Below are 26955 nucleotides of genomic sequence, written 5' to 3' on the forward strand. Positions count from 1 at the left end.
TCCCCCGGCGCCGGCCTGCGGCCATCGCCTCCTCCTTTACTTCGCACGCAAGGACAGGCGCTCCCGTTGCGGAATCGCGCGCGCCGGCAGATGCCATGAAAGCTGAGCGCCGCCACCACTGTCGGCTCTCCTGCGAAGTAAAGGAGGAGGCAGCCGCGCAGAGGCTGCCGGGGGACATTCGCAGGAGAGCCGACAGTGGTGGCGGAGCCCGGCACATCTGCTCGGAAGAGGGGGCAGCTGATGTACCGCCCCTGCGCCGATGGCACAATGCGGGCATGACGGAACGACTGCGCATCGCCGTGATTGGATACGGCACCGCTGGCCAGGCATTGGCCATCCTGCTCACCCGTGATGGCCACGAGGTGGAGATCTTCGAACGCGTGCCGACCCCCGGGCCGGTGGGTGCGGGATTCCTGCTGCAGCCCAGCGGACTGCAGGTGCTGTGGCAGATGGGCCTGCTCGATGCGGTGCGTGGCTACGCCATGCCGGTGCGCCGGCTGTATGGCGATACGCCGTGCGAGCGCGCGGTGATGGACATGGGCTATGACGGCCTGGATGCGCGCCTGCACGGCATGGGCATGCAGCGCGGGGCGTTGTTCTCGGTGCTGGACCAGGCGCGTGAAGGCGCCGGCGAGCTGCACGTGGGCACGACCATCGTCGAGGTCGATCACCAGCAGGGGCGGCTGCACGACAGCGACGGTCGCACGCACGGACCGTTCGATCTGGTGGTTGCCGCCGACGGCGCCGCCTCCACGCTGCGCAACGCCGTCGACGGTGGTGCGGCGCTGGACCGGGTGTACCCGTGGGGCGCGCTGTGGTGCCTGTTGCCGGCCGAAGACTGGCCGCACATGCAGCAGCTGCGGCAGCGCTACGTCGCCGCGCGGAAGATGATCGGCCTGCTGCCGGTGGGCACCCGACCCGGTGACGACACGCCTCGCCTGAGCTTCTTCTGGAGCCTGCCGCGTGCGGATTTCGACCGCTGGCAGGGCGACGGCATGGCGCCCTGGCTGGAAGAACTGCATGCGCTGTGGCCACAGGCGGGCGCGCGCTTCGCCCATCTGCGTGACGCCGGTCAACTGGCGCGCGCGGTGTACCGCGATGCCGTGATGAAGCGTTGGCATCAGGGGCGGCTGGTGCTGGCAGGCGATGCCGCACATGCGATGAGCCCGCAGCTGGGGCAGGGCGTGAACATGGCGCTGCTGGACGCACTGGCACTGCGCGACGCCTTGCGCACCCACGGCGGTGGCGAACCGGCATTGCAGGCCTACCAGGCGCAACGACGTGCGCATGTGGCGGTCTATCAGCGCTGGAGCCGCTGGCTGACGCCGCTGTTCCAGTCCGATCGTGATGCGTGGGCAAAGGCGCGCGATGTACTGCTGGGACCGATGGGACGACTGCCTGGCGGGCGCGGGCACATGCTGCGCGTGCTCAGCGGCACCCAGCACGGGTGGCTGGGCGCGTTGCCGCTCGATCCGGCATTCATCCAGGCGCTTGCCGCTGCGCCCCTGCCGCTACAGGGCGTGGAAATGCCAGCCACCGCGTGAAGCCTATCGTTACGGCATTTAACGATTGCCTCACCCCGTTTATGCGACAAGAGATGAGCACGCGGCAGCCGCGTCGCCCGCTTTCCTTTTCGTGATCGATCATCGCGTGGCCCGGGTGGCGCCGCCGTCGCTGCCTGCTGCGGCCCGGATGCGCCGCACGATGCACGAGGAGGATGCCATGTTGTTCGCGGTCGAGAAGCTGGAATCGGAAATCTGCAAGCTGCGCGGTCTGCTGCGGATGCTGCACGAGGACCAGCCCGACGTACTGGAAGATGTGTTCGAGTTTCATGTCGGCAGTCTGATCAGCCACGCATCACCGGAAAGCCATGGCCATATCCGCGCCTGCGCACAGGAAATGCTGATGGCGATACAGGCACTGCCGCGCCACGCCAACGAGGCGCCGCAGGATTTCAGCCTGATGCGCGGAATCGCCGCCCGCCCGTCGTAATTCCGCGCAGGTCTCGACGCGTCAGCGAACCGGCAGCGGCACCACGCTGTCTTCCACACAGGCGAGCAGCTGTTCGCCCGGCGCCAGTACAGGCACCACACCGGCGGTGAATGCCGAGAATGCCGGCAGGATGGTGACGCCCTGGCGCAGCCAGAACGCGGGGAAGCGCCGACGCAGTGCCGGCAACGCAACCTGCGGATGCACATGGCCCGCCAGCACGTGCGCGGAGGCATCGGCCAGCGGCTCGTGCCGCAGCAGGAACGGTCCCAATTGAGCGTCGTCATGCATCTGCACCTGCAGCGCCGCCTTCGGCAGATCACGGTCGTGATTGCCGCGCACCACGTGGATCTCCAGCGCCGCGTGCTGCTCTCGCCAACCGAGCCATTGCTGATACCAGGCCGCGCGATGCGCCGGGCCATGCAGGACGTCGCCCAGGATCCATAGTTGCTGGCACTGGTGCATGGTCACCATGTCCTGCAGGCGCTGCAGGTCATCGCCGGTACCGCCGGCCGGCAGGGCGATTCCCGCGCGCCGGAACACGTCCGCCTTGCCAAGGTGCAGGTCGGCGATCAACAACGTGCGACGCGCCGGCCACAGCAGCGCCCGGCCGCCCAGCAGCAGCATCGACTCGCCACCCAGCTGCAGCGGCAGATCAGCGGCCATGGCGGCGTTCCAGTTGCTGCGCGGCACGCTGCACGCGCGTGCGCCAGTCTTCATTGCTGAACTGCCCACGCAGGCGTTCGGCCCACAAGGGAAATGCCAGCGGGGTCAGTGATGAGGGCCGCTGCAGGGACAACGAACGTGTGGCGATGCGTGCCAGCACCTGCTGCAACCCGGGCAGGTCGAGGCTGTCGTGCAGTACTTCCTGCTCGGCCAATGCCAGCAGCAGATGCTCCGGGTCGTGCTCGCGCAGCACGTCATGCAGCAGTCCGGCGGAGGCCTGCAGCTGGCGCAGCGAGCGTGGCATGCCACCCGGCAGGCTGGGTACCAGCAGGCCCGCCACGCGCGCGATGCCGCGGAACTGGCGGCGCGCCAGCTCGCCCAGGTTCACCGCTTCGCGCAGGTCCTGCAGCAGATCGCCAGCATCCAGCATTGCCCGCCAGTCCTGTTCCTGCAGATCCACCGGCGTGGCCGGAGCGAGCACCAGGCCATGGTCATTCACTGCATAGCCGATGCTGTTGCGTTGCCGACGGGTGCAGCGAAGGGCCAGCAGCGCGGCCAGTGCTTCGTGCACATGGCGGCCCGCAAAGGGATAGACGAACAGGAACTGGCCTTCGCGTCGGCGCACGTCTTCCACCAGCAGGTGGTCGGGCGATGGCGCCGCAGACAGCTGCGACTGCAATGCCAGCAGCGGCGCAAGCCACCGCGACTCCGCGCTCTGGTCGGCGCCTGACAGCACCTTTTCCAGTTCGCGGCCCAGCGGCATCGACAGTGGCAGTTGACCGCCCTGCCAGCGCGGTACCACGCCATCACCACCACCGCGCGCCACGCGCACGAATGCGGTCATGTCGCGCAGCTGCACCAGCTCCAGCAGCCGCCCCGCAAACTGGAAACGGTCGCCGCGGCGCAGGCGGCTGGCGAACTGCTCTTCCACCGCGCCCAGGCTGCCGCCACGCAGGAACTGTACGCGCACGCTGCCGTCGCTGCTGATGGTGCCGATCGACAGCCGATGGCGCAGCGCCTGGCGGCGATCGGGCATGCGGTACACGCCGTCGGCATCGCGTACCACCTTGTGGAACTCCGGGTACCGGGACAATGCACGTCCGCCCTGCACGATGAAATCAATCACCGCATTCCACTGTGCGTCCTCCAGCGCGGCGAAGGCATGCGTGCCACGGACCTGTTCCAGCAGTGCATCGGCGTTGAAGCCGCCCGCCAGCGCGCGGCTGACGGCGTGCTGGGCCAATACGTCCAGCGACAACGTGGGAGGACGTCGCGCTTCGATCACCCCGTCATGCAACGCGTGCCGGGCCGCCGCGTACTCGGCCAGTTCCAGCGCATGGCTGGGAATGCACAGTATCTGGCCGCTGGCACCGGGCCGATGGCGTGCACGCCCGGCGCGCTGGCGCAGGCGCGCCACGCCTTTCGGGCTGCCCAGCTGCAGCACCTGGTCCACTTCCGGAAAGTCCACGCCCAGATCAAGGCTGGAGGTGGCCACCACGCACCGCAACGTGCCCGCACGTAGTCCGTCTTCAACCTGCTGTCGCAGCGCAGGATCCAACGAGCCGTGGTGCAGGGCGAGCGTGCCGGCATCTTCCGGCCACACGGCTGCGAGGGCCTGGTGCCACAGTTCCGCTTGCGCACGGGTATTGGTGAAGAGCAGGCTGCTGCGTGCACGGAACAGCGCGTCGAGCACGCGCGGAAGCTGGGAAAGGCCAAGATGGCCGGCCCATGGAAAGCGTTCGCCGGGTTCGGGCAGCAGGCTGCGGATCGTCACCGGCCGCTGCCGTGCACCTTCCACGATCGTTGCCTGTGGACGATGTGGCAGCAGTACGTCGCGCGCCTGTGGCAGGTTGCCCAATGTGGCCGACAACCCCCACAGCTGCGCCGCGGGGGCCGCCTCACGCAGCAGCGCCAGGTTCAACTGCAGCAGCACGCCGCGCTTGTTGCCCAGCAGTTCGTGCCATTCGTCCACCACCACGCAGCGCAGTTGGCGCATGCGCTCAAGGGTGTCGGGATAGCTGAGCAGCAGCGCCAGCGACTCCGGCGTGGTGACCAGCACGTCGATGCGACCTTCGCGGGCCAGGCGCCTGTCGCGGTTGCTGGCATCGCCGCTGCGCAGCCCCACGCGCCAGCCCAGGCCAAGGCCGTCGATCGGCGCCTGCAGCGCGCGTGCGGTATCGCTGGCCAGCGCACGCAGCGGCGTTACCCACAGCACCTGCAGCGGGCGTACCGCGCTGGCGCGACGCGGTGCGGGGGGCGGGTCGAGCATCGCCTGCAGCAGGGGGCCGCCGAACATGGCAAGGGTCTTGCCGCTACCGGTGGGCGTGTGCAGCAGGCCCGATTCGCCCGCCAGATAGTGACGCCACATCGCGCGCTGGAAGGGCAGGGGGCGCCAGCCGCGACTGCCGAACCACTCGTGCAGGCGCTGCAGCGCATCGCTGCGCTTCATCGCGCCAGCGCCTGCAACTGGGCCAGGTGGTCGGCTTCGGCAGCCGGCTTGTCGTGGCGCCAGCGCAGGATGCGTGGAAAGCGTACGGCGATGCCGGACTTGTGGCGCGCGCTGCGGTTGACCGCTTCGAAACCAAGTTCGAACACCTGTTCGGCACTTACGCTGCGCACCGGGCCGAAGCGTTCACGCGTGTGTGCACGTATCCAGCGGTCGAGGGCGAGGATTTCCTTGTCGTCCAGACCGGAATAGGCCTTGGCTACTGGAACCAGTGTCTCGCCGTCCCAGACGCCGAAGGTGTAGTCGGTATACAGCGTGCTGCGCCGACCATGGCCTGCCTGCGCGTACAGCAACACCGCATCGATCGTGAGCGGTTCGACCTTCCACTTCCACCAGTCGCCACGGCGACGCCCGGACTGGTAGACCGAATCACGACGCTTGAGCATCAGCCCTTCCACGCCACGCTCGCGCGATGCTTCGCGCAGCTGCGCGGCATGCTGCCAATCGTCGGCGTCTACCTCGGGCGACAGCTGAATTCGCGGATCGCCGAGCGCACCGACCACCTCGGCCAATTGCACGCGTCGCTGCTGCAGCGGCAGCGCACGCAGGTCCTCACCGTCGCGCTCAAGCAGATCGTAGGCCAGCACGCGTACCGGCGTGTTGCGCAGGGTCGCCGCTCCCGGTTTGCGGCGCTGGATGCGGGTCTGCAGGGCGGTGAATGCACGCGGCAGATTGTCGGCGTCGTCCCATGCCAGCAGCTCGCCATCGAGTACGCAGCCATCGGGCAGAGACGCTGCCGCCTGTTCGATCTCCGGGAAGCGACCGTCCAGCCGTTCTTCGCCGCGCGACCACAACGCCACCTCGCCCTGGCGCCGCAGCAACTGCAGGCGGATGCCATCCCACTTCCATTCCAGCAGCCAGTGGCTGATGTCGCCCAGCCGCTCGGTGGGCTCGCCTTCCAGCGGCGAAGCGAGGAAGAACGGGTAGGGCTGCTGACGATCGGTCGGCAGTTCTTCGGCAGACAGCAAGGTGGTAAGCAGGCCGGGGGAGGGCACCCAGTCGCCGAGCATGCGCTGGGCGATGCGGGCGATATCCAGCCCGGACCACTCGGCCAACGCCTGCTGCACCACGCGCTGCGACACACCAACGCGCAGCGCGCCGGTCAGCAGCTTGTTGAAGACCAGGCGTTCGGCCGATGCCAGCTGTCGCCAGCCGTCGACTACGGCGGCACGACGCACCGGCTCCGGCTGGTTGGCAACGGCAAGCAGGTGGTGTTCGATCCAGTCGGCCAGAGGCCGATCCTCGGCTTCGGTGGCTGGATCATCCAGCAGCAGGGTAAGCGTTTCAGCAAGGTCGCCGACCTGCGCGTAGCTGTCCTCGACCAGCCAGGGCGGCAGACCGGATTCTTCAGCGATCCACGTCCGCAATTCGCCGCTGCCCGCAATTTTCCGGCGCGCGCCGCCCACCTTGCCACCGCTGAGCAGGTACAGCGCCCACGCTGCGTCGTGCGGACGTGCGTGCTGGAAGTAGTCGATCAGCGCCGCGCGCTTGTCCAGCGTCGCCGTGCTGCGATCCAGTCGCTGGTACAGCGCGGCGAAGGCCTTCATTCCTCGCCTCCGAAATCGGTGCGGAACGCTTCGGCGGCGACGCCGCGTTCGCGCAGGTACGGAATCAACGCATCGGTGTTGCCGTGGGTGGCAATGACCCGCTGCGCGCCGGTCTGGGTGATGGTCTGCAGCAGCGCTGGCCAATCGGCATGGTCGGAGATCACGAAGCCACGGTCGACGTTGCGGCGGCGGCGGTTGCCGCGCAACTGCATCCAGCCCGAGGCGAAACCGAGCTGGTGACGGCCAAACCGGCGCAGCCACGGCGTACCGGCGGCTGAGGGCGGGGCCAGGATCAGCTGGCCAGCCGCATCGGACTGACGCCCCTGTTCGGCAACGGTGAGCGTGTCGAGCATCGATATACCGGCCTGGCGGTAGACGGCCACGCCGTTGGCGATGGCGCCATGCAGCCAGGCAGGTTGGTCATCCACCGCACGCAGCTCGGCAAGCACGCGTTGCGCCTTGCCCAGTGCATAGCAGAGCAGTACGGCCGCTTCCCCACGCTGCGCGCACTCACGACGCCAAGCGGCGATCTCGGCCGCCACGGCACGGGTATCGGGCCAGCGGTAGATCGGAAGCGCGAACGTCGCTTCGGTGATGAAGGTATCGCAGGGCACCACTTCGAACGGGGTGCAGGTGGGGTCTGGCTGGCGCTTGTAGTCGCCGGACGCCACCCAGACCTGCTCACCATCGTCGATGCGCACCTGCGACGAGCCGAGTACGTGGCCGGCGGGATGCAGCGATACCTGCACCCGGCCCAGCGCGAACGGCACGCCCTCGGCATGCGCGTGCAGCGGCACATCGCCCAGGCGCCAGCGCAGAATCGGCACGCTGCCGGTGCTGCAGTGGTACTCGCCCATGCCCGGACGCGCATGGTCGCCATGGCCATGGGTGATGACCGCGCGCGGTACCGGCCGCCAGGGATCGATATGGAAATCGCCTGCCGCGCAGTACAGCCCTTCCGGCCGCAGTACTACCAGATCGTCTTTGCCTGCCATGCCGTCACTGTGGCGGTCCGGTCGTGCACGTGGCGAGAATCGGCCTGAACGCGGGGTTGCCGGGCGATACGGCACAATCGGACCGCACACCTCTTGCCGGCGGGGAAAGAACCGATGAGTGGACCGAGCTTCAACAGCAGCGCCCCCTACGAAACCCATGTGGTGCTCAACCAGCCGCCGCCGTTCGCCGGCCGGCAGCTGTGGACCGACGACATCGCATTGATGGAGGCCGTGCAGCGCGAGGGCGCGGCGGCGTTCGCACCGCGGTTGGCGGCGTACGGAGGACTGGCCGGCGACGCGCTGTACCGGCTGGGCTTCGATGCCAACCGCGATCGCCCACGCCTGCGCACCCATGATGCGCAGGGACATCGCATCGACACCGTGGAGTTCCATCCGTCGTATCACCAGTTGATGCAGACGGCGAAGGAGCATGGCGTTGCCGGGCTGTCCTGGCACGAGCCGCAGCCCGGCGCGCATGTCGCGCGCGCTGCGCTGAGCTACCTGCACCACCAGGCCGAGGCCGGCACGAGCTGCCCGTTGACCATGACCCATGCCGCGGTAGCCGTGCTGCGCGGGCAGCCGCATCTGGCCGAGTGGTCGCGCAAGGCCGCCGCACCGGTATACGACCCGCGCGATGTGCCAGTGGCCGACAAGGCCGGCATCACCCTGGGCATGGGCATGACCGAGAAGCAGGGCGGTTCGGATGTGCGCGCCAACACCACCCGCGCCGAACCCATCGACGGCGAGCGCTATCGGCTGATCGGCCACAAATGGTTTTTCTCCGCACCGATGTGCGATGGCTTCCTGGTACTTGCGCAGGCGCCGGCCGGATTGACCTGCCTGTTGATGCCACGGCGCCTGGCTGATGGCGATCGCAATGCATTCCGCCTGATGCGCTTGAAGGACAAGCTGGGCGACTGGGCCAACGCCTCCAGCGAAGTGGAGTTCTGTGGCGCACAGGCCTGGCGTGTGGGCGAGGAAGGACGCGGCGTGGTCACCATCATCGGCATGGTGATGATGACCCGGCTGGACTGTATGCTGGGCGCTGCGGCGGAAATGCGCATGGCGCTGGCGCAGGCGCTGCATCACGCGCGGCATCGACGCACCTTCGGCAAGCCACTGATGGACCATCCGCTGATGGGCAACGTGCTGGCCGATCTGGCGCTGGAGTCGGAAGCGGCCACGGTGCTGGCGATGCGCATCGCGCGCGCGGTCGATCGCGCTGACAGCGATCCGGCCGAGGCCGCGCTCGCGCGGCTGGGTACGGCCTTGGGCAAATACTGGATATGCAAGCGTGCGCCTGCGTTCGTCAACGAAGCGCAGGAATGCCTGGGCGGTGCCGGCTACGTGGAGGAATCGATGCTGCCGCGGCTGTACCGGCAGGCGCCGTTGAATTCGATCTGGGAAGGCAGCGGCAACATCCAGTGCCTGGATGTGCTGCGCGCGCTGGCGCGCGAGCCGGAGGTGTTGGCGGCACTGCACGGTGAACTGGAGGCAGTGGCTGATCGTGATGCGCGTTATGCGTCGGCACTGCAGCAGTGGCGCGATGTGGCGGCGCCGCAGGAGGCACAGGCACGGGTGTTCTGCGAACGCACTGCCTTGCTGCTGCAGGCGGCGCTGTTGCTGCGCGCGCGCAGTCCGATGGCCGAAGCGTTCATCCGCAGCCGGCTGCAGGGCGAGCATGGGTTGGCGTTCGGCACGCTGCCGGCGGGGTTGGATGTGGCGGCGATGCTGGCGCGCGCGCTGCCGTAGGTGACGGCCAACGGCGAAGCCCCTCATGGTGGGCGGCGCAGGAGCGCGGCCTTGGACGGTTTCCGTGCGCGCCCAGCACGGAATCAACAGAAGAAGCGAAAAGCAGAAAAGCCGCGGCGATGCCGCGGCTTTTCCGGTAGCGCCGGGCGATGCCCGACGAACGCGAAGGCCTTAGTGCTTGGCTTCTTCCTTGGCGGCAGTGGCCTTGGCGTCGTCTGCGACATCGCGGGCCTTGTCGGCGACCTTCTGCGCGGCATCGGCGGTGGCGTCGCTGGCGTGGGCGGCGGCATCGGTGGCTGCAACCTTGGCCTTGTCGGCGGCGGTGGCGGTCGCGGCTGCGGCGCTGTCCAGCGCCTGCTGGGTATCGGCAGCAGCCTGTTCAGAGGCGGCAGCGGTCTTGTCCGCAGCGTCGCGGGTGGCGGCGGCGGCCTTGTCGACGGCATCGCGTGCGGCGACACCGGCGCTGTCGGCGGCCTGCGCGGCATCCTGCTTGGCCTGTTCGGCTTCCGGGCCCTTGCAGGCAGCCAGTGCGAGCAGCAGGGAGGCGGCCAGCAGGGTAGTGGTCAGCGGACGGATCTTCATGGCGGTCTCCGGTACTGCAATGGATGGGGACGCCAGCCTATTCATACCGTTGTGAAGACCTGGTGGTGACCTGCGCATGGAAATGCGCGCAAAGAAAAAGCCGCTGGCGAGCCAGCGGCTTCTTCAGAACAGCTTGAAGAAAGAAGTTATTACTTCTTGGCTTCTTCAGCAGCGTCCTTGGCCTGCTCAGCGGTAGCTTCGGCAGCCTTGGCGGCGTCCTTGGCTTCGCCAGCAGCGGCGTCGGTGGCAGCGCCAGCAGCCTGGGCAGCGGCGTCGACCGAAGCGTCAGCAGCGGTGGCGGCGGTGTCAGCGGCCTGCTGGGCAGCGTCGGCGGTCTGGGCGCCAGCAGCGGCGGCCTGGTCGGCAGCAGCCTGGGCTTCGGTGGCGGCCTGGTTGGCCGAAGCAGCGGCGTCCTGGGCAGCTTCCTGCTTCGAGCAGGCGGCCAGGGCCAGAGCCAGGGACATCGCGACCAGCAGCTTGTTGATGCTCATTGTGTAAATCCTCGTCGTTAGAATTAGGCAACGCGCATGCTGCGCGCCGACAACATGATGACAAGCCAAGATTGGGTGTCAAGCGATCCCGCATTCATTTTTGCGAAATAGACGTTAAACCCTTTCAGATCAACTCGATGGCGATAGCCGTCGCTTCGCCGCCGCCGATGCACAGGGTGGCAATGCCGCGCTTGCCGCCGCGCGTGCGCAATGCGTTGACCAGGGTGACCACCAGGCGTGCGCCGGAGGCACCGATCGGATGGCCCAGCGCGCAGGCACCGCCATTCACGTTGAGCTTGTCGTGCGGGATGCCCAGTTCGCGCATCGGTGCCATCGCCACCACGGCGAAGGCCTCGTTGATTTCGAACAGATCGACCTGGTCCAGCGACCAGCCGGTCTTCGCCAGCAGGGTGTGGATGGCACCGATCGGGGCGGTGGTGAACCACTCCGGCTCCTGCGAATGGGTGGCATGGCCGACGATGCGCGCCAGCGGCTGCAGGCCGCGTGCAGCAGCATCTTCTTCGGTCAGCAGGACCACGGCGGCGGCGCCATCGGAAATGCTGGAGGAACTGGCGGCGGTCACGCTGCCGTCCTTCTTGAAGGCCGGGCGCAGGGTCGGGATCTTGGCAATGTCCGAACGGCCGGGCTGTTCGTCGCTGGCGACCTCGACCTCACCCTTGCGGGTGGCGACCTTCACCGCAACGATCTCGTCGGCGAAGGCGCCGTTGGCCTGGGCTGCCTGTGCGCGCTTGACCGATTCGATGGAGTAGGCGTCCTGCTCTTCGCGGGTGAACTGGTACTTGTCCACGGCGCATTCGGCGAATTCACCCATGGCCTTGCCGTCATAGGCATTGACCAGGCCGTCATGGGCCATGTGGTCCACGGCCTGGAAGTTGCCGAAACGGTTGCCGGTGCGCGAGTTGGGCAGCAGGTGCGGGGCGTTGGACATCGATTCCATGCCGCCGGCGACCACGACCTTGGCCGAACCGGCCTTGATCAGGTCATGCCCGAGCATGATGGCCTTCATGCCCGAACCGCAGACCTTGTTGAGGGTGGTGGCGCCGACCGACAGCGGAATACCGGCGGCGATCGCTGCCTGGCGGGCAGGGGCCTGGCCGAGATTGGCCGGCAGCACGCAGCCCATCAGGACTTCGGAGACGTCGCTGGCAGGCACGCCCGACTGTTCCAGCGCGGCGGCGATGGCGGCCGCGCCGAGGGTCGGGGTCGGAACGCCGTTGAACTGGCCGAGGAAGGAGCCGATGGCGGTGCGCTTGGCGGCGGCGATGACGATGTTGGACATGGCAATCTCGTTGATGCGTGAGCAATGTTCGGAAAGGAGACGACGGGCGTTGGAAGCGCCGCCGTTTCCCGGCAGACTGCGTGGGGGTCGGCCCAGTATAGAGGGTCGGCGAAGACTGCCGTTGGGCAGTACTGGATGCCTGCCCGGATGGCGGCAGGCCAACGTTCATGGGAAGGAAACGATGGAACGTAAGACGATGGGAAGGTCGGTCCTGGCATCGGCGCTGGCGGTGGCGCTGTCGGCGTGTGGCGGTGGAGGGGGCGGCAGCAACGTGCGCATCGACCCGCCCCCGACCACGCCTCCGGTCACGCCCCCGGTCACCCCGCCTCCCGCGTCCAAGCCGCTGGAACCGGCTGTGGATGCGCATCTGGCACAGACCAACGCGCGTGCCGCACAGGTCACTGGCGCGACCGGCCGCGGCGTGCGCATCGGCATCGTCGATTCGGGCGTGCTGCGCAATGCCGAGGCGCTGAACGGGCGGGTGGTGGCCAACCTCAACTACATCGACCCGAGCCGCAACAATCTCAACGTCGATGACGTGCTTGGCCATGGCACGGCGGTAGCCAGCCTGGCCGCCGGCGCATCGGTGGGTGTCTGGCCCGGGGGCATCGCTCCGGGTGCGGAGATCGTCTCGGCGCGCATCATTTCCGACACCGCGCCCAAGGACGACGGCAGCGGCAAGGGCAATTCCTTCAGCGGCACGTTGGGCGTGGCCGGGGTCCACCAGGACCTGATCAACTACGGCGTGAAGGTGATGAACAATTCCTGGGGCGGCCTGTACTGGACCGACCTTGGCACCACCGCGCAGGTCGCGGGCGAATACCGCCCCTTCATCATCAATCACGGTGGCCTGGTGGTGTTCGCTGCAGGCAACGAAGGGCGCGACCAGCCTAGCAGCGTGGCCGCGCTGCCCAGCCAGCGTGGCTTCGGCGGATCGCTGCCGGCAGCGGATCTGGAAAAAGGCTGGCTGGTAGCTACTGCGATCGATCCGAACAAGCCCGGTGAACGTGCGCCGTGGGCCAATGCCTGTGGCGACGCCGCGCGCTATTGCCTGACCGCTCCCGGCAGCGCGGTGTTTCCGGAGCCGGGTACCGGCAAGTACCTGTGGAACTACGGTACGTCCTTCGCCGCGCCACTGATCTCCGGTGCTGCGGCGCTGGTCTGGCAGCGCTATCCATACTTCGACAACGACCTGGTGCGGCAGACCCTGCTCGGCACCGCCACCGACATCGGTGCGCCGGGCGTCGATCCCATCTACGGCTACGGTATGCTCAACGTCGGCAAGGCGGTGAACGGGCCCGGCCGCTTCGACTGGGGCGATGTCACGGTCAATGTCGACACGGCCTCTTCGGGCTCGATCTGGAGCAACGACATCGCCGGCACTGGCGGCCTGATCAAGCGCGGCGATGGCCGGCTGGAGCTGAGCGGCAACAACAGTTACAGCGGTGCGACCCGCATTGAGCGCGGCACCCTGGCCCTGCGCAGTGGCGCCGTGATCCGTTCCAACGTGAGCGTCTCCGGTTCCGGCGGGGCCTCGATGGCCGGCCTGCAGTTCATGCCCGGTACGCCGCGGGTGATCGGCAACGTCGACAACGGCGCCAGCGTGGTGCTGGTCAACGCCAACACCACCGCGACCATCGAAGGCAATTACAGCCAGCGGCCGGATGCGCAGCTGATCGTCGCACTGGGTGTCAACGCGCTGCAGGTGACCGGCACCGCACGCCTGGCCGGTGGCGTCGTGGTCGATGGCATCGTGTCCGGCTACGTGCCGCAGGTCGGCAGCCGCCAGGGCCTGGTCCATGCCAACGGCGGTATCAACGGCACGTTCACCACGCCGGTGGCCAACACCGGCGCCAACGGCCTGACCCTGCTGCAGGCGCAGTACGGCTATGGCAGCAACGACGCGTGGATGGACCTGACCCAGGTCAACGTTTCGGCAGCCGCATCGGGCCTGGGTGCCCATGCACAGGCATCGGCACTGCGGGTGCAGTCGGCATTCACCGCGCTGGACCGCAATGTGGATCTGCAGGGCTCGGCGTTCGGCGTGGCCGCAGGCGCGCTGCAGCGTACGTCTGGCGGAACCGATGGCCTGTCGGCGAGCCTGGAGAGCCTGTCCGGACAAGCGCATGCGCGCGCTGAAGCGTCGACCTTCGACAGCGTGGACATGTCGCGCCGCGCGGTTGCCGAGCGCTTCGACCGCGTGCAGGCTGCGCCGAAGCTGCGTGGCGCCTGGCAGAGCGCGCTGGGCGAAGCCGGGCAGGGCAGCTTTGCCGGCAACGCCGCCGACAGCCAGGGCTGGATGGCCGGCCAGGACCTGGCACTGGGCAGCAACGGCCTGCTGGGCATGGCCTTTGGCGAAACCCGCAGCAACGGCGGCAGCAACTTCAGTGGCGATCGTGGGCGTGACCGCCAGACGCAGGCGCAGTTGTATGCCGGCTGGAACCTTGGGCGTGGCTATGCGCTGGCCCAGTTCGGCACCGGCCAGTTCACCCGTGAGCTGGACCGACAGTTGCTGCTGGGCGCCGCTGCCTACGGTGTGTCCGCGCGCTACGGCGGGCGTTTCAGCAGTGCCAGCGTCGAAGGCGGCTACCGTTTCGGGCGCATCGGTGCGTCGTTGACCCCGTACCTGGGGGCCAGCAGCACCCGCCTGGATACCCATGGCTTCAGTGAGCAGGGCGGCTTCGGTTTCGGCCTTCGCGGTGAGGCATCACGTGCACAGCGCAGCCAGATGCTGGCGGGCCTGCGGGGTGAACGGCAGTGGGGGCGCTGGATGCTGCGCGGCCATGCCGAATGGCAGCAACGGCTGGACGGCGGTGAGCAGGCCTGGCAGGCAAGTTTCGTCGGCGTTGATGCCTGGGCGCCGTTGGCCGGTGTTGACGCACCGCGTGGCAGTGCCTTGTTCGGCCTGGCGCTGGAATCGTGGTGGGGCCGCAATGGCCGCCTGAGCCTGGGTATCGACCAGCGCGTGGGTGGCGATGATGCACGTCAGGCGGCGCTGCGCTACAGCACCGGCTTCTGATCATGGCGCCGGGCTTGCCCGGCGCGTTCATCCGGCGGTGCCGACCCACGGTCGGCACGCGTCCGGTTGCCGGGGGTGGCGCTCAGCCGCCGCGCAGATTGCCCAGGCGCGGTGTGCTGCGGCCCAGCGGCATCTTCAGCTTGCCGATCGACAGGATGCGCGCTTCTGCGATCCGGTCAGCCGCGCGCTGCGGGGCGATGTTCTCGCGCTGCGACAGCTCGAAGATGCGCGTCAGGTTGTGGTAGATGCTGCGGATCAGCCGCATCGCGCGCTCGCGGTTGTAACCGTCGATTTCCAGCGACACGTTCATCACGCCACCGGCGTTGACCGCGTAGTCCGGCGCATACAGGATGCCGCGCGCATGCAGCTCGTCGCCGATCTCCAGGCTGGACAGCTGGTTGTTGGCGGTGCCACAGATGATCTTCGCCTTGATCCGCGGCAGCGTGTCGGCGTTGATCGCGCCTTCCAGCGCGCACGGCGCGAACACGTCGGCGTTCACTTCGTGGATCTCGTCCGGCTTGACTGCCTCGGCGCCGAAATCGTTGACCGCACGGTCCACCAGCGCGCTGTCCAGATCGGTCACGTACAGCTTGGCGCCACGGTCGCGCAGCAGCTTCACCAGTTCCATGCCGATATGGCCCAGGCCCTGCACCGCGATACTGGTCTTGCCCACTTCCTCATGGCCGAACTTGAAGCGCATCGAGGCCATCAGCGCCTGCAGCGCGCCATAGGCGGTGAACGGGGCCGGATCTCCCGAGCCGCCATGGACCTGGTGCACGCCGGTGACGAACTGGCTCTCCAGGTAGATGTTCTCCATGTCGTTGACGTCGGTGCCGACGTCCTCGGCCGTGATGTAGCGACCGCCCAGCGAATCGACATAGCGGCCGAACGCGCGGAACAGCACTTCGGTCTTGTCGGCCTTGGGGTCGCCGATGATCACCGCCTTGCCGCCACCGACATTGAGACCGGCCAGCGCATTCTTGTAGGTCATCGTGCGGCTCAGCCGCAGCACATCGGCCAGCGCATCGTCGGTGCTGGCGTAGGGGCGCATGCGCACCCCGCCCAGGGCGGGGCCCAGGGTGGTGTTGTGGATGGCGATGATCGCCCGCAGGCCGGCATCCTGGTTGTGGCAGAACACCACCTGTTCGTGGCCGGTGGTTGCGAGGGTTTCGAATAGCATGGGGTCTCCGATGGCGCGATCTGCGGTGAACTGCGGCGAACTGCCAATGAACGGTAGGGTCCGAAAACAAAAAAAGCGACGTCGTCGGTACAGGGGGACGGGTCGCGCGGCGCCATTCTAGTCCATTCGCCCGGGATATGCCGTCGACGCCGGAGGGGTCCGGGTTAAAGAAGATGAAAGTGCGGCCGATGCTGCGACGACGGCAGGTGGCCGGATGTGATGAAGGTGCAGGGGCAGGCCGTGGCAGCAGCAGGACAACGACAGGGTGGGCGGCGATGACCGCAGCGTGGTGGCGATCCGTGCTCCGTTGGCTGTCGCAGCTGACCGGGCAGGCCCCGGCACGTCTGGCCGCAGCCCCCCGCCAGGCCGTGGCCGCTGCGGCGGCCAGTCTGCAAGGTGACGCCTTGCCGGCGGCCGAGGTCGCCGCTCACCTGCAGCGCGGACTGCACGCGCTGGCCCTGTATCCGCGCTTGGCAGGCGAACCGGCGGCGGTCAGCGCATCGGGTCTGGCCGAAGCGGTGGACCGTGCACTGCGGGACCGCGACTGGGCCACCCGGCAGCTGCCGCGACGGCCGCAACTGCTGCCGCAGCTGATCCAGACGGTCAATGACGACGTTGCGTCTGCGCGGGTGATGGCCTCCATCATCGGCCAGGATCCGGTGCTGACCGGCAATCTGCTGCGGATTGCCAACAGCCCGGTCTACAAGGTGCACGAGCGGCCTGTGGAAAGCCTGCAGCGGGCGGTGACCCTGGTCGGTACCGAAGGTGTGCGGCAGATCATCAGCGCAGTGCTGGTGCAGCCGGTGATGCAGGTGCAGTGCGAGGTGTTCCCGCAGTTCAGTTCGATCATCTGGGAGCACGCGCTGCTGGCGTCGCGCGCGGCCGCCGACCACGCCCGCACGGTCACCTTCGGCGATGCCTTCGCTGCGCAATGGCTGGGCCTGGTGCAGGGCCTGGGTGCGGCGCTGGTCATGCGTCAACTGCTGCAGGAAGCACAGGCGCGTGGCGAAGAGGTGGAGCCGGCGCTGGCCCTGCAGTTGCTGCAGCAGTGGTCACTACCGCTGGCACAGCGGGTGGCTGCCGCCTGGGAACTGCCCGAACCGGTGCATCAGGCGCTGGCACCTGACGCTGATGGTCCGCTGGCCGACAGCCTGCGCCTGGCCAGCGCCGCCGCGGCGGCCAGTCTGCTGTGCCGGCACGGGCATGCCAGCCAGGGCCGCATGCTGGCCTTGCTGGAACAGTTGCCGGCAGCGCCGCCGCACGCGCTGCGCTGGATCTGGCGGCGCCTGCATGGGCGCAATGTGGAAACCCTGGACGAAAGCCTGCACGGCGATGGCGAGGGGGCCGCCCCCTGATCGTTACAGCTGGGATTCCAGCGGCAACCAGCTGATCACCCGTGCCGTCCAGCGTTTGCCGAGACTGCTGCCGGGCTCGGCATCGACCCAGTGCGGCGGCGGCTCGCGCTGCAACCAGCGCAGTTCGTCATCAGCGCCCAGTGCCAGCCACCAGCTGTGTTCCGGGCTGGCCAGGCGCAGGTATTCCGAGCGCAGCTGTGCGCCCAGCACCGGGTCGTCGAACAGCACGCCCATCTCGGTGTTGAGATAGGCCGAACGCGGATCGAGGTTGAACGATCCGACGAACCCGCGCCGGTCGTCGACCAGCAATGCCTTGGTGTGCAGGCTGGCGCCGCTGCTGCCGAACAGGCTGCCGTCACCGGCCTGACCGTTCGCCTTCAGTTCGTACAGCTGCACGCCGGCCTTCAGCAGCGGCACCCGGTAGCCCATGTAGCCACCGTGCACGGCAGCCACATCGTTGGCCGCCAGCGAGTTGGTCACCACGCCGACCTGGGCGCCGCGTCCGGCCATCGCCGAAAGTCCGTCCAGCCCTTCGCTGCCGGGCACGAAGTATGGCGAGATCAACAGTGCCTTGTAGCGCGTCGACTGCAGCTGTTGGACCAGCTCGGTGACCAGCCAGTCGTCGTGTGCATCGCCGTGGTGCTTCATCGGTGGATCGGACATCCGTACCTGCCTGCTCCAGTGCAGCGGCTCCGGGCTGGCACGCTGGCGCTGGCGCGACTCGGCCACGCGCTGCAGGTACGGTTGGGCCTGCGCATGCAGCGCGTCCAGATCGGACTGGCGCACCAGCTGGCGCAGTTGCGCATCGGTGTAGGTCGCCAGCGCCGAGATCGGAATCGCCGCGTCGCTGTTCCAGTAGTCGTCGAAGATCTGGTTGGCCTGCTGCACGGCCGGGCCGGCCACCACCAGGTCCAGGTCCTGGAAATTCACATCGCTGCGCGCGCTGAAGTATTCCTCGCCGATGTTGCGGCCACCCACGATCGCGATGCGTCCGTCGGCGATCCAGCTCTTGTTGTGCATGCGGTGGTTCACGCTGAAGGCGCGTTGCACCAGCTCCAGCGTGCGGGCGATGCCGCTGCGGTTGCGGAACGGGTTGTACAGGCGAAGCTCGATGTTGGGATGCGCATCGAGCGCCATCATCAGCGCATCCTTGTCCTTGGCATTCATGTCATCAAGCAGGATGCGCACGCGCACGCCACGTTCGGCAGCGTCGTACAGCGCCTTGGCCATCAAGTGGCCGATCAGGTCGTCGTGCCAGATGTAGTACTGCAGGTCCAGGCTGCGGCCGGCGTGCTCGGTGATCATCGCGCGGGCAGCGAACGCATCCATGCCATCGCTGAGGAAGGCCACGCCCGACTGCCCGGGATGGGCGGCCTGCAGGGGCATCATCTGCCGATCAATGGGCGTCTGCGAAGGTTGCAGTGGCAGTACCTGCGATGCTTCGCCGCGCGCCTGCGGGGCCAGGTGGTCGGCCAGCAGCAGGCCGGACAGGACCAGCAGAAGCAGTGCGGCGATGATGATCGCGGCGACGCGCAGCAGGCGTCGCCATAGGGGTTTGCGCAGACTCATGACGCCGATGGTAGATCCACGTCACGCCTGGAGGTAGATCCACGCCATTCGTGGATGACCTGTCACCGGTAGATCCACGCCATGCGTGGATGAAGCGCCGTGGCTCAGAACCGCTCGTCGCTGCCCAGATAGCGCCACTGGCCCACGGCCAGCGGGCCCAGCGCCACCCGGCCGATGCGCAGGCGGCGTACGGCCACGACCTGCAGGCCGGCAGCCGTCACCGCAGTCCTCAGGCCCTTCGCGGTCAGTCCCTTGCCTGCAAAACGCAGGCGCTGCTCGCTCTGCCAGCTGACCTTCGGGCCGCCTGCTTCATGCTGCAGCCGGGCCATCAGCCACGGGCCACGTTCCGGGCCGCCTTCAGCCACTTCGACCAGGTACTCCTGTTCGGTGCGGCCCAGGTTGCGCTGCAGGTGCGCGAGCACCGCCGGATCCTGGCTGACCACCACCAGCCCGTTGTCGTCGGCCGGCAGCGAGGATGCCAGCTGCAGGCCGTGGAAATGCCGTTGCAGCGGACGGATGTCACTGGCATCCAGTTCGCTGCGGGTCTCGGTACGGATCAGCGCGCACAGGGCATCGGCCGGCACGCCAGCCGGTTTGTGCAGCAGCATGCTGGCGCGCTCTGCCTTGCTGTCGCTGGCCTGCTCGGCCACCACGATGCTGGCGCTCTCGTCCACCGGGCGCTGCGGCTGTTCCACCACTTCGCCATCGACGCTGACCCAGCCGCCCTCGATATAGCGCCGCGCTTCACCACGCGGGATGCCGAGCAGGGCGGACAGGCGTTTGTCGAGTCGGGTCGGTTCCATGGCGAAAGGTCGGGCAGGGGGCGCGCAGTGTAGCCGCTACGCAGGCTCAGCGCTGGCCGCGGTTGGCCAGCTCCGTCAGGTACAGGCGGGTATCGAACTCCAGCTGCAGGTAATCCGGCTCCATGTGCTGGCACAGCTGGTAGAAGGCCTTGTTGTGGTCGGCCTCCTTCAGATGGGCCAGCTCGTGCACCACGATCATGCGCAGGAAGGCGGCTGGCGCCTGCCGGAACACGGTGGCGATGCGGATCTCGCGGCTGGCCTTGAGCCGGCCGCCGTGTACACGGGAAATGGCGGTGTGGGTGCCCAGGGCATGCTTGATGACCTCCAGCGTGTTGTCGTAGCAGACCTTGTTGAGCGGCACCGACTTGCGCAGGTAGCGATCCTTCATGTCCTGGGTGTAGTCGTACAGCTGGCGGTCGCTGCGCACCTCATGCGGGTCGGGGTAGCGCTGCTGCAGCCAGGGGCCGAGCTTGCCCTGTGCCAGCAGATCGCTGACCTGGGCGACCAGGGGTTCGGGGTAGCCGGTGAGGTACTTCAGGACAGCCATGCAGGGGCGTCGGCGCGTCGGTAGAATGGGGCATCCAGATTACACGCGGTACGTATCGACCATGGCAAAGCCCAACGCGCTGCAGGAACAATTGCTCAAGGCCGGCCTGGCCAAGAAGTCGCAGGCCAGTGCCGCCGCGCGTGAACAGGCCAAGGCCCGCCAGGGCAAGGCCGAGTCGACGTCGGCGGAGGTCCAGCGTGAAGCTGAACGTGCCCGGGCCGAGAAGATCGAGCGTGACCGTGCGCTGGCTGCCGAGCGCAACGCGCAGGCCCGGCAGGCTGAGCGCAAGGCGCAGGCGAGGCAGATCATCAGCGCCCACGCCGTGCCGCACAAAGGCGAGGACGAGTACCGCTTCAGCGATGGCGCAGTGATCCGCACCCTGTTGATCGATACCAAGCTGCGCAAGGCGTTGTCGGTGGGCGTGCTGGTCATTGTGGCCCATGGCGATGGCTACGCGGTGCTGCCACGCGCGGCAGCGGAGAAGGTGCGTGAACGCGCCCCGGAAGCCATCATCGTCGACCATGGCACGCCCGGCTCCAGCGCCGAGATCTCCACCGGCAACGCCGAGGACGACGCCTACTACGCACAGTTCCAGGTCCCCGACGACCTGGTCTGGTAAGAAAAAGGGGGACGGAGGGGGTTACGTCGTTTCTGCCACAAACGACGTAATCCCCTCCGTCCCCTTCTCTGCTCAGGTTGCTGAAGCGCTGCGGACGCAGATGCCTTTTCCGTGGGTGTATTGTCCCCATATCAGGCGACACACCTGCGGAGGATGGCCATGGCTACCGGTTGGGCCGGAGATGGCGCGGTCCAGGACCAGATCGACGCCACCGTCGACGATGCGATTGCCCGCGCGCGGCGCCAGCTGCGCCAAGGTCCGGGTCTGGAACACTGTGAAGAATGCGACGCGCCGATTCCCTTGGCGCGGCGTCAGGCGGTGCCCGGCGTACGGCTGTGCGTGAACTGTCAGCAGGCGCACGACGAAGAGGAACAGGCGCAGAGTGGCTACAACCGCCGGGGCAGCAAGGACAGCCAACTGCGGTGAAGGGTGTTCGGCAAGGCTGCGCCCTGCACCCGCCGAAGCAACATCAACTTCAACGTCAAAAGCGAGCCTTCCGTGGGTAGGCGGGACGGTGTGGGTAGGCAGGACACGCCGTAAACCCTTCCATGGGGGCTCGATGGCGCCATCCATGGCGCCAACGGTCCTGCCTACCCACACCGCCCCACCTCTGACAGATTTCCGCGATCGGGTAGATCCCACCGTGCGTGGATGAATTTCGATGGAAATCGAATATTTCGATATTTGATCGAAGAGCATCCACGCATGGCGTGGATCTACGTGTCGACCAAGGTCGACACCTACCAACAGCAGAGGGAATCTGTCGAAGGCGGGGCACTGTGGGTTTGCGGGGTGTCAGCCGCATGGATGCGGCTGCCAAGCCCCCATGGACGGATTCACGGCGTCCCCGCACACCCACAGTGCCCCGCCATCCCACGGAATGCCGGCTTTTGACGTTGACGTTGACGTTGCCTTGGTTTGAAGGCCTCTGCGGGTGCAGGGCGCAGCCCTGCCGAACAATCCCCTCAGCCGTCGCCCTGGATGCCGCCGGGCGCCTGCATCGGGTCGCGCCAGCGCCGCACCGTGCGCTGGAAGAACAGGTTGTTCGGCAGCTGCAGCACCGTGCCCTCGTGGCCGTTGCCGGTTTCCTGCAGCGTGGTGTAGATCAGGTTCACGTCGATTACCCGGCCCTTCAGCCCTGGCTTTTCGCCGTTCTCCAGCACTTCGATGTAGTCATGCAGGCGGAACGGTCGCGTGGTGAAAATCAGCAGCGTGCAGAAGATGTTGGACAGCACGCTCCAGGCCGCGAAGAAGGCCACCGCACCCACCGCAGCGAAACCGGTGAAGGCCGTCCACAGCACCGAGGGCGATGCGCCGAGCAGGCTGAGGATGTACAGCACCGCGCTGAAATAGACCACGAAGCTGGTGATCCGGCGCGCGCCCATCACCATTTCCGGCGGCAGCGTGTAGTGGTCGGCGAAGCGGCGGATCAGGCGCCGCGCCAGCACCCGCAGCAGCCAGGCGGCGAGCAGGGTGATCAGGATCTGCAGGGCGATCCCGATGTCATGCAGCCAGGGGTGGGTCCAGGCGGGCAGGTGGTCCTTCAGCGACAACATCATGGGGCGACAACGTGTGACGAAACGGGGCTTGATGTTACCCGGCGCGTGTCGACGTTTCGACCGCCTGTGCCCAGGCAAGGCAGACGAGGTCCCGTTTGTGCTGCTGCAGGCAGGCGCGGCCGCTCTCGGCACGCCAGTGCAGGGAAACGCCGAACGCCTGCAGCAGCATGCAGGCCACGATCGCCAGCAGGGCGGCGCAGGAAGGACTGGACATGGGAGGCTCCTGGCCGGGCAGGCCTGCGGGGGACCTGTGATGGATGCAGCCAGGCGCGAAAAGGTTGCAAGCGGAAAGCGTGTCGGCAGATCTAAACCTTTTTCCGGCTGGCCGCATCCAACGGATATGCTCGACACCACCATGCCCGCGCCGCCTGCCGCCACCGACGCCGTCGACGAAACCGCCTTGGTGCGTGCGGCGGCGGCCGGCGATACCGCTGCCTACGAACTGCTGTATCGGCGGCATTCGCCGCGGGTGTTTGCCTCGTTGTGGCGCCTGTGTGGCGGGCAGCAGGCACGCGCCGAGGATGCACTGCAGGAGGCCTTCCTGCAGGCATGGAAGGCACTGCCGGGCTTCCGTTTCGAGAGCAGCCTGTCGACCTGGCTGCATCGGTTGGGAGTGAACGCCGCGCTGATGGAACTGCGCGGTCGTGCCGCCGGGCATGACCACGACAGCCTGGACGACGTTGACGGTGGCATACCGGAGATGGCGGTGCATGATGGCTGCGCCGGCACCGAACGCGACCTGGAGCGCGCGTTGGCGACCCTGCCGCCGCGCGCGCGTGCGGTACTGGTGCTGCACGATATCGAAGGCTGGAAACACCATGAAATCGCCGGCCAGCTGCAGATGGCGGTCGGCAGTTCCAAAGCACAGCTGCACCGCGCGCGTGGCCTGCTGCGCGCGCGCCTGGGAGACATGACATGAGTACGCACGACCCCGATCACGACCTGCTGGCGCGCCTGCGCGCCCTTCCCGCGGAACGCAGCGCACCGGCTGATGGCTGGGAACGCCTGTCGGTGCAGTTGCCACCCCGCGAACCGGTTGCCGTGCAGGCGCCGGTGGACAACGTGGTGGCCTTGCCACTGCGCACCCGTCGACGCTGGTGGCTGCCGGTTGGCGCGGCGTTGGCGGCCAGCCTCGCGCTCTACGCGGTGGCGCCGCGGCGGCATGCACCCGAGGCGCTGCCTGCACCCAATGGCCTGCAGCTGCAGGCCGATGCGATGACCGAACAGTACCGGCAGGCCGTGGCGTCGCTGCCTGATGGCACTGCGCCGGAGTGGCAGCCCGCGCTGCATGAACTGGATCGCAGCGCGGAACAGATCCGCGCCGCGATGGTGCAGGACCCGCGTGCGCCGCACCTGCTTGGACAGCTCAAGCGGACCTATGCGCTGCGGCTCGAACTGACCCGGCAGGCGGCCCAGGCCGCTTCCGGTCTGACAACCTGAGGAGACCCCCGATGCGAACCCTTCCCCTTCTCTGCGCGGCCCTGCTGCTGGTGCCCGCCATGGCGCTGGCCGATACACGCGTCGATGAACGCCACAATGTTGCTGCAGGCGGCCGCATCGAACTGAGCAACGTCGCTGGCAAGGTGACTGTACGCGGCTGGGACCGCAATGACGTGCAGCTCACCGGCACGCTCAGCGACGGCCTGCAGCTGCGCCAGGAAAAGAGTGCCAACCGGGTGCGCTGGGAAATCGAGTATCCGCGACGCGGCAACAATGGCGGCGCCACCTTGACCCTCAACGTGCCGCGCTCGGTCGAGCTGCTGCTGAGCACGGTCAGTGCCGATCAGGACATCAGTGGCGTTGATGTGCGACGCCTGCAGGCCGACACCGTCAGTGGCAACCTTGCCGCCGCCGGTCGTAGCGGCGACAGCGTGCTCAACACGGTCAGCGGCAATGTCACTGCACGGTTGCAGACCCCGCGGCTGGACGTGAACACGGTCAGCGGCCGGATCGAGGCCGGTGGCGGAGTTTCCGGCGAGATCGGGGCGCAGACGGTGTCCGGCCGGGTCGGCGTCGATGCCGGTCGCATCCAGCGCCTGGTGGTGGAGACGGTATCCGGCGGCATTGACCTGTCGGCGACCGCATTGGCGCCGGGCGGACGCATCAACGTGGAGTCGGTCAGTGCATCGGTCAGCCTGCGCCTGCCGCGCACGGTGTCGGCGCAGCTGTCGGTGAACAGCTTCAGCGGGTCGATAAACAGCGATGCCGGCAAGGTCGAGCGGCCGCGCTATGGGCCGGGCAGCAGCCTGGATGCCCGCCTGGGCAGCGGCGATGGAGATATCCGCGTGCAGTCGCACTCGGGCAGCGTGCAGGTGCGCCTGGACCGCTGAGCGCGGCCCGGCAGGCCGCGGCGGCAGCGCCGCCGCGGTCGGGGGAGGGTCAGCTGGCTTTCTTCAGCGCCCAGGTGGTACCGAGAACTTCAATCTTGCCACCGCTCTTGCGGAACGCGGCCAGGTCGGAGGCGATCGAGTCGCTGTTGACCACGGTGCTGGCGGATGCGCCCTTGCGTTCGCTGCGGATGCTGTTGCTGGCCTTCGCGGGGGTCTTTGCCTTGCGGGGCATGGTTGCTCCTGTCAGGTGGAAGGGGAGGAAAGCGCGCAGGATTCAGCCTGGCGCAGGTAGTCCTGCCGCTCGCGGCGGCAGTCATCGCCGCCCATCGAAAACTGGCGGCAGATCGCCGGGCGCTGCGAATAGATCGTGCAGCGCAGGTGATACGGATCGATCGCCGCGCACCAGCCTTCCTCGTTGCGCGCCATCACGGCACTGCCGTGTGCGTCGCGCGACAGGAACTGGCCGGGCACGTGGTCGCCGGGCTGCAGCAGGACCGGCAACCGGCAACAGACCGCGTCACAACGGCGGCAGTCGATGGGTGCTGGTTCAGCGTCAGGTTGTACGGCCACAGGGGCCTGGCGGGTGCCCAAAGCGGGTCTCGATGGCGGCTCGGGTAGTACGCGGACCATGATCGAGCCAGAAGGCATGGTCGCCAGACCCGCTGGGCGGGGCAGGCTGCACCATGGGTACACACACCGGCGAGGCCAGCGGAAGGTGCAGCGGTTTTCTAGACGGCCAAGGGTAGCGCAGACCGCGTAACGTTTTGTTAATCCCGGCTGGCTGCCGCCAGCGCGAGGCCCTGGACGACCCCCAGCGAGGGCTCGCCGTGCACCATCCGGGCGCCCGGGAACGCCTCGGCAGCGGCCTGCCGCAGGTAGCCGGCACGGGACATGCCGCCGGTCAGGAACACCGCGTCAGGGTCGCCGCCGATGTCGCTGCGGACCTGGGCCAGCAGTTCGCGGATCTGGGTCAGGTAGCCATGGGCGGCGGCGGCCAGGCCGTCGGCGCTGTTGTCCACGTGCAGGTCGCGGGCGATGTAATCCAGCGTGCTGCGGTGTTCGCTGGCACCGCTGAGGGCGATCTTGGCGCGCTCGACATCGCGGTACAGGCGGGCCGTGTTGCCGGTGTCCTGCAGTGCCTGCAGGCGCGCCCCCCACGGCGCGTCGACGTTGTCGTAGTTGTGCTGGCGGAACTCGCGCTGGCGGGTCATGTCCTGCACGGTGGCCGCTTCCACGTAGTGGTGGGTGGGCACGCGGGTGATGCCCCGGCCGAACAGCGGCATGTAGCCGGACAGGCTCAGGGCCAGGTCGATATCGGTGCCGCCGCGGGCAATACCCCAGGCACGGTGGATGCGCGGGGCCTGGCTGCCACCCACTTCGGCGTGAGCGATATCGGTGGTGCCGCCGCCGATATCGACGATCACCGCCTGATGGCGATCGCGGCTTTCAGCGTGGTAATGCATCGCTGCGGCGGCAGGCTCTTCAAGGAAATCGATGTGGTCGAAGCCGGCCTGGCCGGCCGCTTCGCGCAGGATGTCCAGGGCCTGGTCGTTGCCGGCCTCGCCGATTGAACTGCGGAACTGCACCGGGCGGCCGAGCAGGGCGCTGCGCAGCGGCTGGCCGAGCTGGGCGCTGGCGGTCAAGCGGATGTGTTCGAGGATGTGCGCGGCAATGCCGGTGATGGTCTGCCGCGCGCGTGGGTGCAGGTTGTAGCCGAGCATGGACTTCGGGCTCTGCACGAGGTTGCCTTCGTGCTCCTCGAAATACGCTTCCAGCGCGTCGTCGCCATAGACGGCGTTCTGCAGCAGGTCGCTGGCGCTGCGTTCCTTTCCGGCGCGAGCCTCCATCCATTCCCGGCGCAGGGCGCGCAGTGCCTCGCGGCGCAGGGCCTGTGGCGTGCGCTCCTGGCCGGCAGCACGGGCCGCGCGGGCGGCGCTGTCGATCAGCTGCTGCAGTTCGTGTTCCTGCCCGGCGTCGAGCTGGAAATCGTCCGGGTCGGGCACCACGCCGGGGAAGTACACGCTGGTGCGGAACTGTTCGGCCTCGCCGAAGCGGATCGGCAGCAGCGTCCCATCACGCACGATGGCGGCGGCGGAGTTGCTGGTACCGAAGTCGATGCCGAGGCGCATGGGGAGGTCCGGGGGAC

General features: G+C 67.8%; 26 protein-coding genes. 10 read left to right on the forward strand and 16 right to left on the reverse strand.

Annotated features, from left to right (window positions below):
- Positions 1-275: 275 nt before the first annotated feature.
- Complete coding sequence (locus tag AC1DKR_RS08695; RefSeq protein WP_478032311.1) at positions 276-1544, forward strand: FAD-dependent oxidoreductase; 1269 nt, start codon at positions 276-278, stop codon at positions 1542-1544.
- Between the two features lie 178 nt (positions 1545-1722).
- On the forward strand, positions 1723-1992 hold the full coding sequence (locus AC1DKR_RS08700) for a hypothetical protein (protein ID WP_478032315.1): 270 nt from the start codon (positions 1723-1725) through the stop codon (positions 1990-1992).
- A gap of 21 nt (positions 1993-2013) precedes the next feature.
- Here the strand turns inward: AC1DKR_RS08700 and pdeM are convergent, their stop codons facing one another.
- The 4 genes from pdeM to AC1DKR_RS08720 are packed head-to-tail and all read right to left on the reverse strand — an operon-like array spanning position 2014 to position 7703.
- The gene (gene pdeM / locus AC1DKR_RS08705; RefSeq protein ID WP_478032319.1) at positions 2014-2655 is read right to left on the reverse strand and encodes a ligase-associated DNA damage response endonuclease PdeM; all 642 of its coding nucleotides are present in this window, start codon (positions 2653-2655) and stop codon (positions 2014-2016) included.
- Positions 2645-5104: a ligase-associated DNA damage response DEXH box helicase gene (locus AC1DKR_RS08710; RefSeq protein ID WP_478032321.1), complete on the reverse strand. Its 2460-nt coding sequence runs from the start codon at positions 5102-5104 to the stop codon at positions 2645-2647. The genes pdeM and AC1DKR_RS08710 overlap by 11 nt, the downstream gene beginning before the upstream one ends.
- Positions 5101-6708, reverse strand: a complete 1608-nt coding sequence (locus AC1DKR_RS08715; protein ID WP_428705174.1) for an ATP-dependent DNA ligase — start codon at positions 6706-6708, stop codon at positions 5101-5103. Before AC1DKR_RS08715 ends, AC1DKR_RS08710 begins: the two co-directional genes overlap by 4 nt.
- Entirely contained in the window at positions 6705-7703 is a 999-nt protein-coding gene (locus AC1DKR_RS08720; RefSeq protein WP_478032324.1) for a ligase-associated DNA damage response exonuclease, read from the reverse strand. The genes AC1DKR_RS08715 and AC1DKR_RS08720 overlap by 4 nt, the downstream gene beginning before the upstream one ends.
- Positions 7704-7817: 114 nt before the next feature.
- On the opposite strand from AC1DKR_RS08720, the gene AC1DKR_RS08725 reads away from it, so the two are divergent.
- On the forward strand, positions 7818-9455 hold the full coding sequence (locus tag AC1DKR_RS08725) for an acyl-CoA dehydrogenase family protein (RefSeq protein ID WP_478032326.1): 1638 nt from the start codon (positions 7818-7820) through the stop codon (positions 9453-9455).
- Between the two features lie 171 nt (positions 9456-9626).
- Here AC1DKR_RS08725 and AC1DKR_RS08730 read toward each other — a convergent pair whose 3' ends face one another.
- The 3 genes from AC1DKR_RS08730 to AC1DKR_RS08740 all read right to left on the reverse strand — a co-directional run bounded on the left by AC1DKR_RS08730 (position 9627) and on the right by AC1DKR_RS08740 (position 11828).
- Positions 9627-10037 carry a hypothetical protein gene (locus tag AC1DKR_RS08730; RefSeq protein ID WP_025879171.1) on the reverse strand — a complete coding sequence of 137 codons (411 nt, stop codon included), beginning with the start codon at positions 10035-10037 and terminating at the stop codon, positions 9627-9629.
- 149 nt (positions 10038-10186) lie between these two features.
- Entirely contained in the window at positions 10187-10528 is a 342-nt protein-coding gene (locus AC1DKR_RS08735) for a hypothetical protein (RefSeq protein WP_025879170.1), read from the reverse strand.
- Between the two features lie 124 nt (positions 10529-10652).
- Positions 10653-11828 (reverse strand): thiolase family protein, encoded by a 1176-nt coding sequence (locus tag AC1DKR_RS08740; protein ID WP_223496101.1) that lies wholly within the window; start codon positions 11826-11828, stop codon positions 10653-10655.
- 181 nt (positions 11829-12009) lie between these two features.
- On the opposite strand from AC1DKR_RS08740, the gene AC1DKR_RS08745 reads away from it, so the two are divergent.
- A complete protein-coding gene (locus AC1DKR_RS08745) occupies positions 12010-14847 on the forward strand; it encodes a S8 family serine peptidase (protein ID WP_478032330.1) in 2838 nt (945 codons plus the stop codon).
- Positions 14848-14929: 82 nt separating this feature from the next.
- Here AC1DKR_RS08745 and AC1DKR_RS08750 read toward each other — a convergent pair whose 3' ends face one another.
- A complete protein-coding gene (locus AC1DKR_RS08750; protein ID WP_312110677.1) occupies positions 14930-16027 on the reverse strand; it encodes a Glu/Leu/Phe/Val dehydrogenase dimerization domain-containing protein in 1098 nt (365 codons plus the stop codon).
- A gap of 275 nt (positions 16028-16302) precedes the next feature.
- Here AC1DKR_RS08750 and AC1DKR_RS08755 point away from each other — a divergent pair, with 275 nt between their 5' ends.
- Positions 16303-17382 carry an HDOD domain-containing protein gene (locus tag AC1DKR_RS08755; protein ID WP_442244121.1) on the forward strand — a complete coding sequence of 360 codons (1080 nt, stop codon included), beginning with the start codon at positions 16303-16305 and terminating at the stop codon, positions 17380-17382.
- Positions 17383-17385: 3 nt separating this feature from the next.
- On the opposite strand, the gene AC1DKR_RS08760 is transcribed toward AC1DKR_RS08755, so the two are convergent.
- The 3 genes from AC1DKR_RS08760 to AC1DKR_RS08770 all read right to left on the reverse strand — a co-directional run bounded on the left by AC1DKR_RS08760 (position 17386) and on the right by AC1DKR_RS08770 (position 20301).
- A complete protein-coding gene (locus AC1DKR_RS08760) occupies positions 17386-18951 on the reverse strand; it encodes a phospholipase D family protein (protein ID WP_478032333.1) in 1566 nt (521 codons plus the stop codon).
- Between the two features lie 104 nt (positions 18952-19055).
- The gene (locus tag AC1DKR_RS08765) at positions 19056-19754 is read right to left on the reverse strand and encodes an RNA pseudouridine synthase (RefSeq protein WP_025879164.1); all 699 of its coding nucleotides are present in this window, start codon (positions 19752-19754) and stop codon (positions 19056-19058) included.
- Between the two features lie 46 nt (positions 19755-19800).
- Positions 19801-20301, reverse strand: a complete 501-nt coding sequence (locus tag AC1DKR_RS08770) for a M48 family metallopeptidase (protein ID WP_059064772.1) — start codon at positions 20299-20301, stop codon at positions 19801-19803.
- A 61-nt stretch (positions 20302-20362) separates the two neighbouring features.
- Here AC1DKR_RS08770 and AC1DKR_RS08775 point away from each other — a divergent pair, with 61 nt between their 5' ends.
- Both AC1DKR_RS08775 and AC1DKR_RS08780 read left to right on the forward strand, forming a co-directional pair.
- Positions 20363-20920: a DUF2058 domain-containing protein gene (locus AC1DKR_RS08775; RefSeq protein WP_132824490.1), complete on the forward strand. Its 558-nt coding sequence runs from the start codon at positions 20363-20365 to the stop codon at positions 20918-20920.
- 159 nt (positions 20921-21079) lie between these two features.
- Entirely contained in the window at positions 21080-21346 is a 267-nt protein-coding gene (locus AC1DKR_RS08780; RefSeq protein WP_025879161.1) for a DksA/TraR family C4-type zinc finger protein, read from the forward strand.
- A 539-nt stretch (positions 21347-21885) separates the two neighbouring features.
- Here AC1DKR_RS08780 and AC1DKR_RS08785 read toward each other — a convergent pair.
- Both AC1DKR_RS08785 and AC1DKR_RS08790 read right to left on the reverse strand, forming a co-directional pair.
- The gene (locus tag AC1DKR_RS08785) at positions 21886-22479 is read right to left on the reverse strand and encodes a mechanosensitive ion channel family protein (RefSeq protein ID WP_478032338.1); all 594 of its coding nucleotides are present in this window, start codon (positions 22477-22479) and stop codon (positions 21886-21888) included.
- Between the two features lie 34 nt (positions 22480-22513).
- Positions 22514-22693 carry a hypothetical protein gene (locus AC1DKR_RS08790; RefSeq protein WP_312788176.1) on the reverse strand — a complete coding sequence of 60 codons (180 nt, stop codon included), beginning with the start codon at positions 22691-22693 and terminating at the stop codon, positions 22514-22516.
- A gap of 126 nt (positions 22694-22819) precedes the next feature.
- Here AC1DKR_RS08790 and AC1DKR_RS08795 point away from each other — a divergent pair, with 126 nt between their 5' ends.
- From AC1DKR_RS08795 to AC1DKR_RS08805, 3 genes are read left to right on the forward strand one after another with little or no spacing between them, the layout of a single operon-like run.
- A complete protein-coding gene (locus tag AC1DKR_RS08795; RefSeq protein ID WP_191078812.1) occupies positions 22820-23398 on the forward strand; it encodes an RNA polymerase sigma factor in 579 nt (192 codons plus the stop codon).
- Positions 23395-23919 carry a hypothetical protein gene (locus AC1DKR_RS08800; RefSeq protein WP_478032346.1) on the forward strand — a complete coding sequence of 175 codons (525 nt, stop codon included), beginning with the start codon at positions 23395-23397 and terminating at the stop codon, positions 23917-23919. Before AC1DKR_RS08795 ends, AC1DKR_RS08800 begins: the two co-directional genes overlap by 4 nt.
- An 11-nt stretch (positions 23920-23930) precedes the next feature.
- On the forward strand, positions 23931-24809 hold the full coding sequence (locus AC1DKR_RS08805; protein WP_313252102.1) for a DUF4097 family beta strand repeat-containing protein: 879 nt from the start codon (positions 23931-23933) through the stop codon (positions 24807-24809).
- A 49-nt stretch (positions 24810-24858) separates the two neighbouring features.
- On the opposite strand, the gene AC1DKR_RS08810 is transcribed toward AC1DKR_RS08805, so the two are convergent.
- The 3 genes from AC1DKR_RS08810 to AC1DKR_RS08820 all read right to left on the reverse strand — a co-directional run bounded on the left by AC1DKR_RS08810 (position 24859) and on the right by AC1DKR_RS08820 (position 26938).
- The gene (locus tag AC1DKR_RS08810) at positions 24859-25041 is read right to left on the reverse strand and encodes a hypothetical protein (protein ID WP_025879072.1); all 183 of its coding nucleotides are present in this window, start codon (positions 25039-25041) and stop codon (positions 24859-24861) included.
- Between the two features lie 11 nt (positions 25042-25052).
- Positions 25053-25346, reverse strand: coding sequence for a YkgJ family cysteine cluster protein (locus AC1DKR_RS08815; protein WP_478032576.1), 294 nt, complete (start codon positions 25344-25346; stop codon positions 25053-25055).
- Between the two features lie 230 nt (positions 25347-25576).
- Positions 25577-26938, reverse strand: a complete 1362-nt coding sequence (locus AC1DKR_RS08820) for an Hsp70 family protein (RefSeq protein WP_313251688.1) — start codon at positions 26936-26938, stop codon at positions 25577-25579.
- Positions 26939-26955 lie beyond the last annotated feature (17 nt).

This window comes from Stenotrophomonas sp. 01N47 (assembly GCF_056399165.1).

What these genes read in the sequence shown, in the direction of transcription:
- AC1DKR_RS08695 (WP_478032311.1), top strand. Translation starts at nt 276, where the DNA reads ATGACGGAACGACTGCGCATCGCCGTGATTGGATACGGCACCGCTGGC.
- AC1DKR_RS08700 (WP_478032315.1), top strand. Translation starts at nt 1,723, where the DNA reads ATGTTGTTCGCGGTCGAGAAGCTGGAATCGGAAATCTGCAAGCTGCGC.
- pdeM (WP_478032319.1), bottom strand. Translation starts at nt 2,655, where the DNA reads ATGGCCGCTGATCTGCCGCTGCAGCTGGGTGGCGAGTCGATGCTGCTG.
- AC1DKR_RS08710 (WP_478032321.1), bottom strand. Translation starts at nt 5,104, where the DNA reads ATGAAGCGCAGCGATGCGCTGCAGCGCCTGCACGAGTGGTTCGGCAGT.
- AC1DKR_RS08715 (WP_428705174.1), bottom strand. Translation starts at nt 6,708, where the DNA reads ATGAAGGCCTTCGCCGCGCTGTACCAGCGACTGGATCGCAGCACGGCG.
- AC1DKR_RS08720 (WP_478032324.1), bottom strand. Translation starts at nt 7,703, where the DNA reads ATGGCAGGCAAAGACGATCTGGTAGTACTGCGGCCGGAAGGGCTGTAC.
- AC1DKR_RS08725 (WP_478032326.1), top strand. Translation starts at nt 7,818, where the DNA reads ATGAGTGGACCGAGCTTCAACAGCAGCGCCCCCTACGAAACCCATGTG.
- AC1DKR_RS08730 (WP_025879171.1), bottom strand. Translation starts at nt 10,037, where the DNA reads ATGAAGATCCGTCCGCTGACCACTACCCTGCTGGCCGCCTCCCTGCTG.
- AC1DKR_RS08735 (WP_025879170.1), bottom strand. Translation starts at nt 10,528, where the DNA reads ATGAGCATCAACAAGCTGCTGGTCGCGATGTCCCTGGCTCTGGCCCTG.
- AC1DKR_RS08740 (WP_223496101.1), bottom strand. Translation starts at nt 11,828, where the DNA reads ATGTCCAACATCGTCATCGCCGCCGCCAAGCGCACCGCCATCGGCTCC.
- AC1DKR_RS08745 (WP_478032330.1), top strand. Translation starts at nt 12,010, where the DNA reads ATGGAACGTAAGACGATGGGAAGGTCGGTCCTGGCATCGGCGCTGGCG.
- AC1DKR_RS08750 (WP_312110677.1), bottom strand. Translation starts at nt 16,027, where the DNA reads ATGCTATTCGAAACCCTCGCAACCACCGGCCACGAACAGGTGGTGTTC.
- AC1DKR_RS08755 (WP_442244121.1), top strand. Translation starts at nt 16,303, where the DNA reads ATGACCGCAGCGTGGTGGCGATCCGTGCTCCGTTGGCTGTCGCAGCTG.
- AC1DKR_RS08760 (WP_478032333.1), bottom strand. Translation starts at nt 18,951, where the DNA reads ATGAGTCTGCGCAAACCCCTATGGCGACGCCTGCTGCGCGTCGCCGCG.
- AC1DKR_RS08765 (WP_025879164.1), bottom strand. Translation starts at nt 19,754, where the DNA reads ATGGAACCGACCCGACTCGACAAACGCCTGTCCGCCCTGCTCGGCATC.
- AC1DKR_RS08770 (WP_059064772.1), bottom strand. Translation starts at nt 20,301, where the DNA reads ATGGCTGTCCTGAAGTACCTCACCGGCTACCCCGAACCCCTGGTCGCC.
- AC1DKR_RS08775 (WP_132824490.1), top strand. Translation starts at nt 20,363, where the DNA reads ATGGCAAAGCCCAACGCGCTGCAGGAACAATTGCTCAAGGCCGGCCTG.
- AC1DKR_RS08780 (WP_025879161.1), top strand. Translation starts at nt 21,080, where the DNA reads ATGGCTACCGGTTGGGCCGGAGATGGCGCGGTCCAGGACCAGATCGAC.
- AC1DKR_RS08785 (WP_478032338.1), bottom strand. Translation starts at nt 22,479, where the DNA reads ATGATGTTGTCGCTGAAGGACCACCTGCCCGCCTGGACCCACCCCTGG.
- AC1DKR_RS08790 (WP_312788176.1), bottom strand. Translation starts at nt 22,693, where the DNA reads ATGTCCAGTCCTTCCTGCGCCGCCCTGCTGGCGATCGTGGCCTGCATG.
- AC1DKR_RS08795 (WP_191078812.1), top strand. Translation starts at nt 22,820, where the DNA reads ATGCTCGACACCACCATGCCCGCGCCGCCTGCCGCCACCGACGCCGTC.
- AC1DKR_RS08800 (WP_478032346.1), top strand. Translation starts at nt 23,395, where the DNA reads ATGAGTACGCACGACCCCGATCACGACCTGCTGGCGCGCCTGCGCGCC.
- AC1DKR_RS08805 (WP_313252102.1), top strand. Translation starts at nt 23,931, where the DNA reads ATGCGAACCCTTCCCCTTCTCTGCGCGGCCCTGCTGCTGGTGCCCGCC.
- AC1DKR_RS08810 (WP_025879072.1), bottom strand. Translation starts at nt 25,041, where the DNA reads ATGCCCCGCAAGGCAAAGACCCCCGCGAAGGCCAGCAACAGCATCCGC.
- AC1DKR_RS08820 (WP_313251688.1), bottom strand. Translation starts at nt 26,938, where the DNA reads ATGCGCCTCGGCATCGACTTCGGTACCAGCAACTCCGCCGCCGCCATC.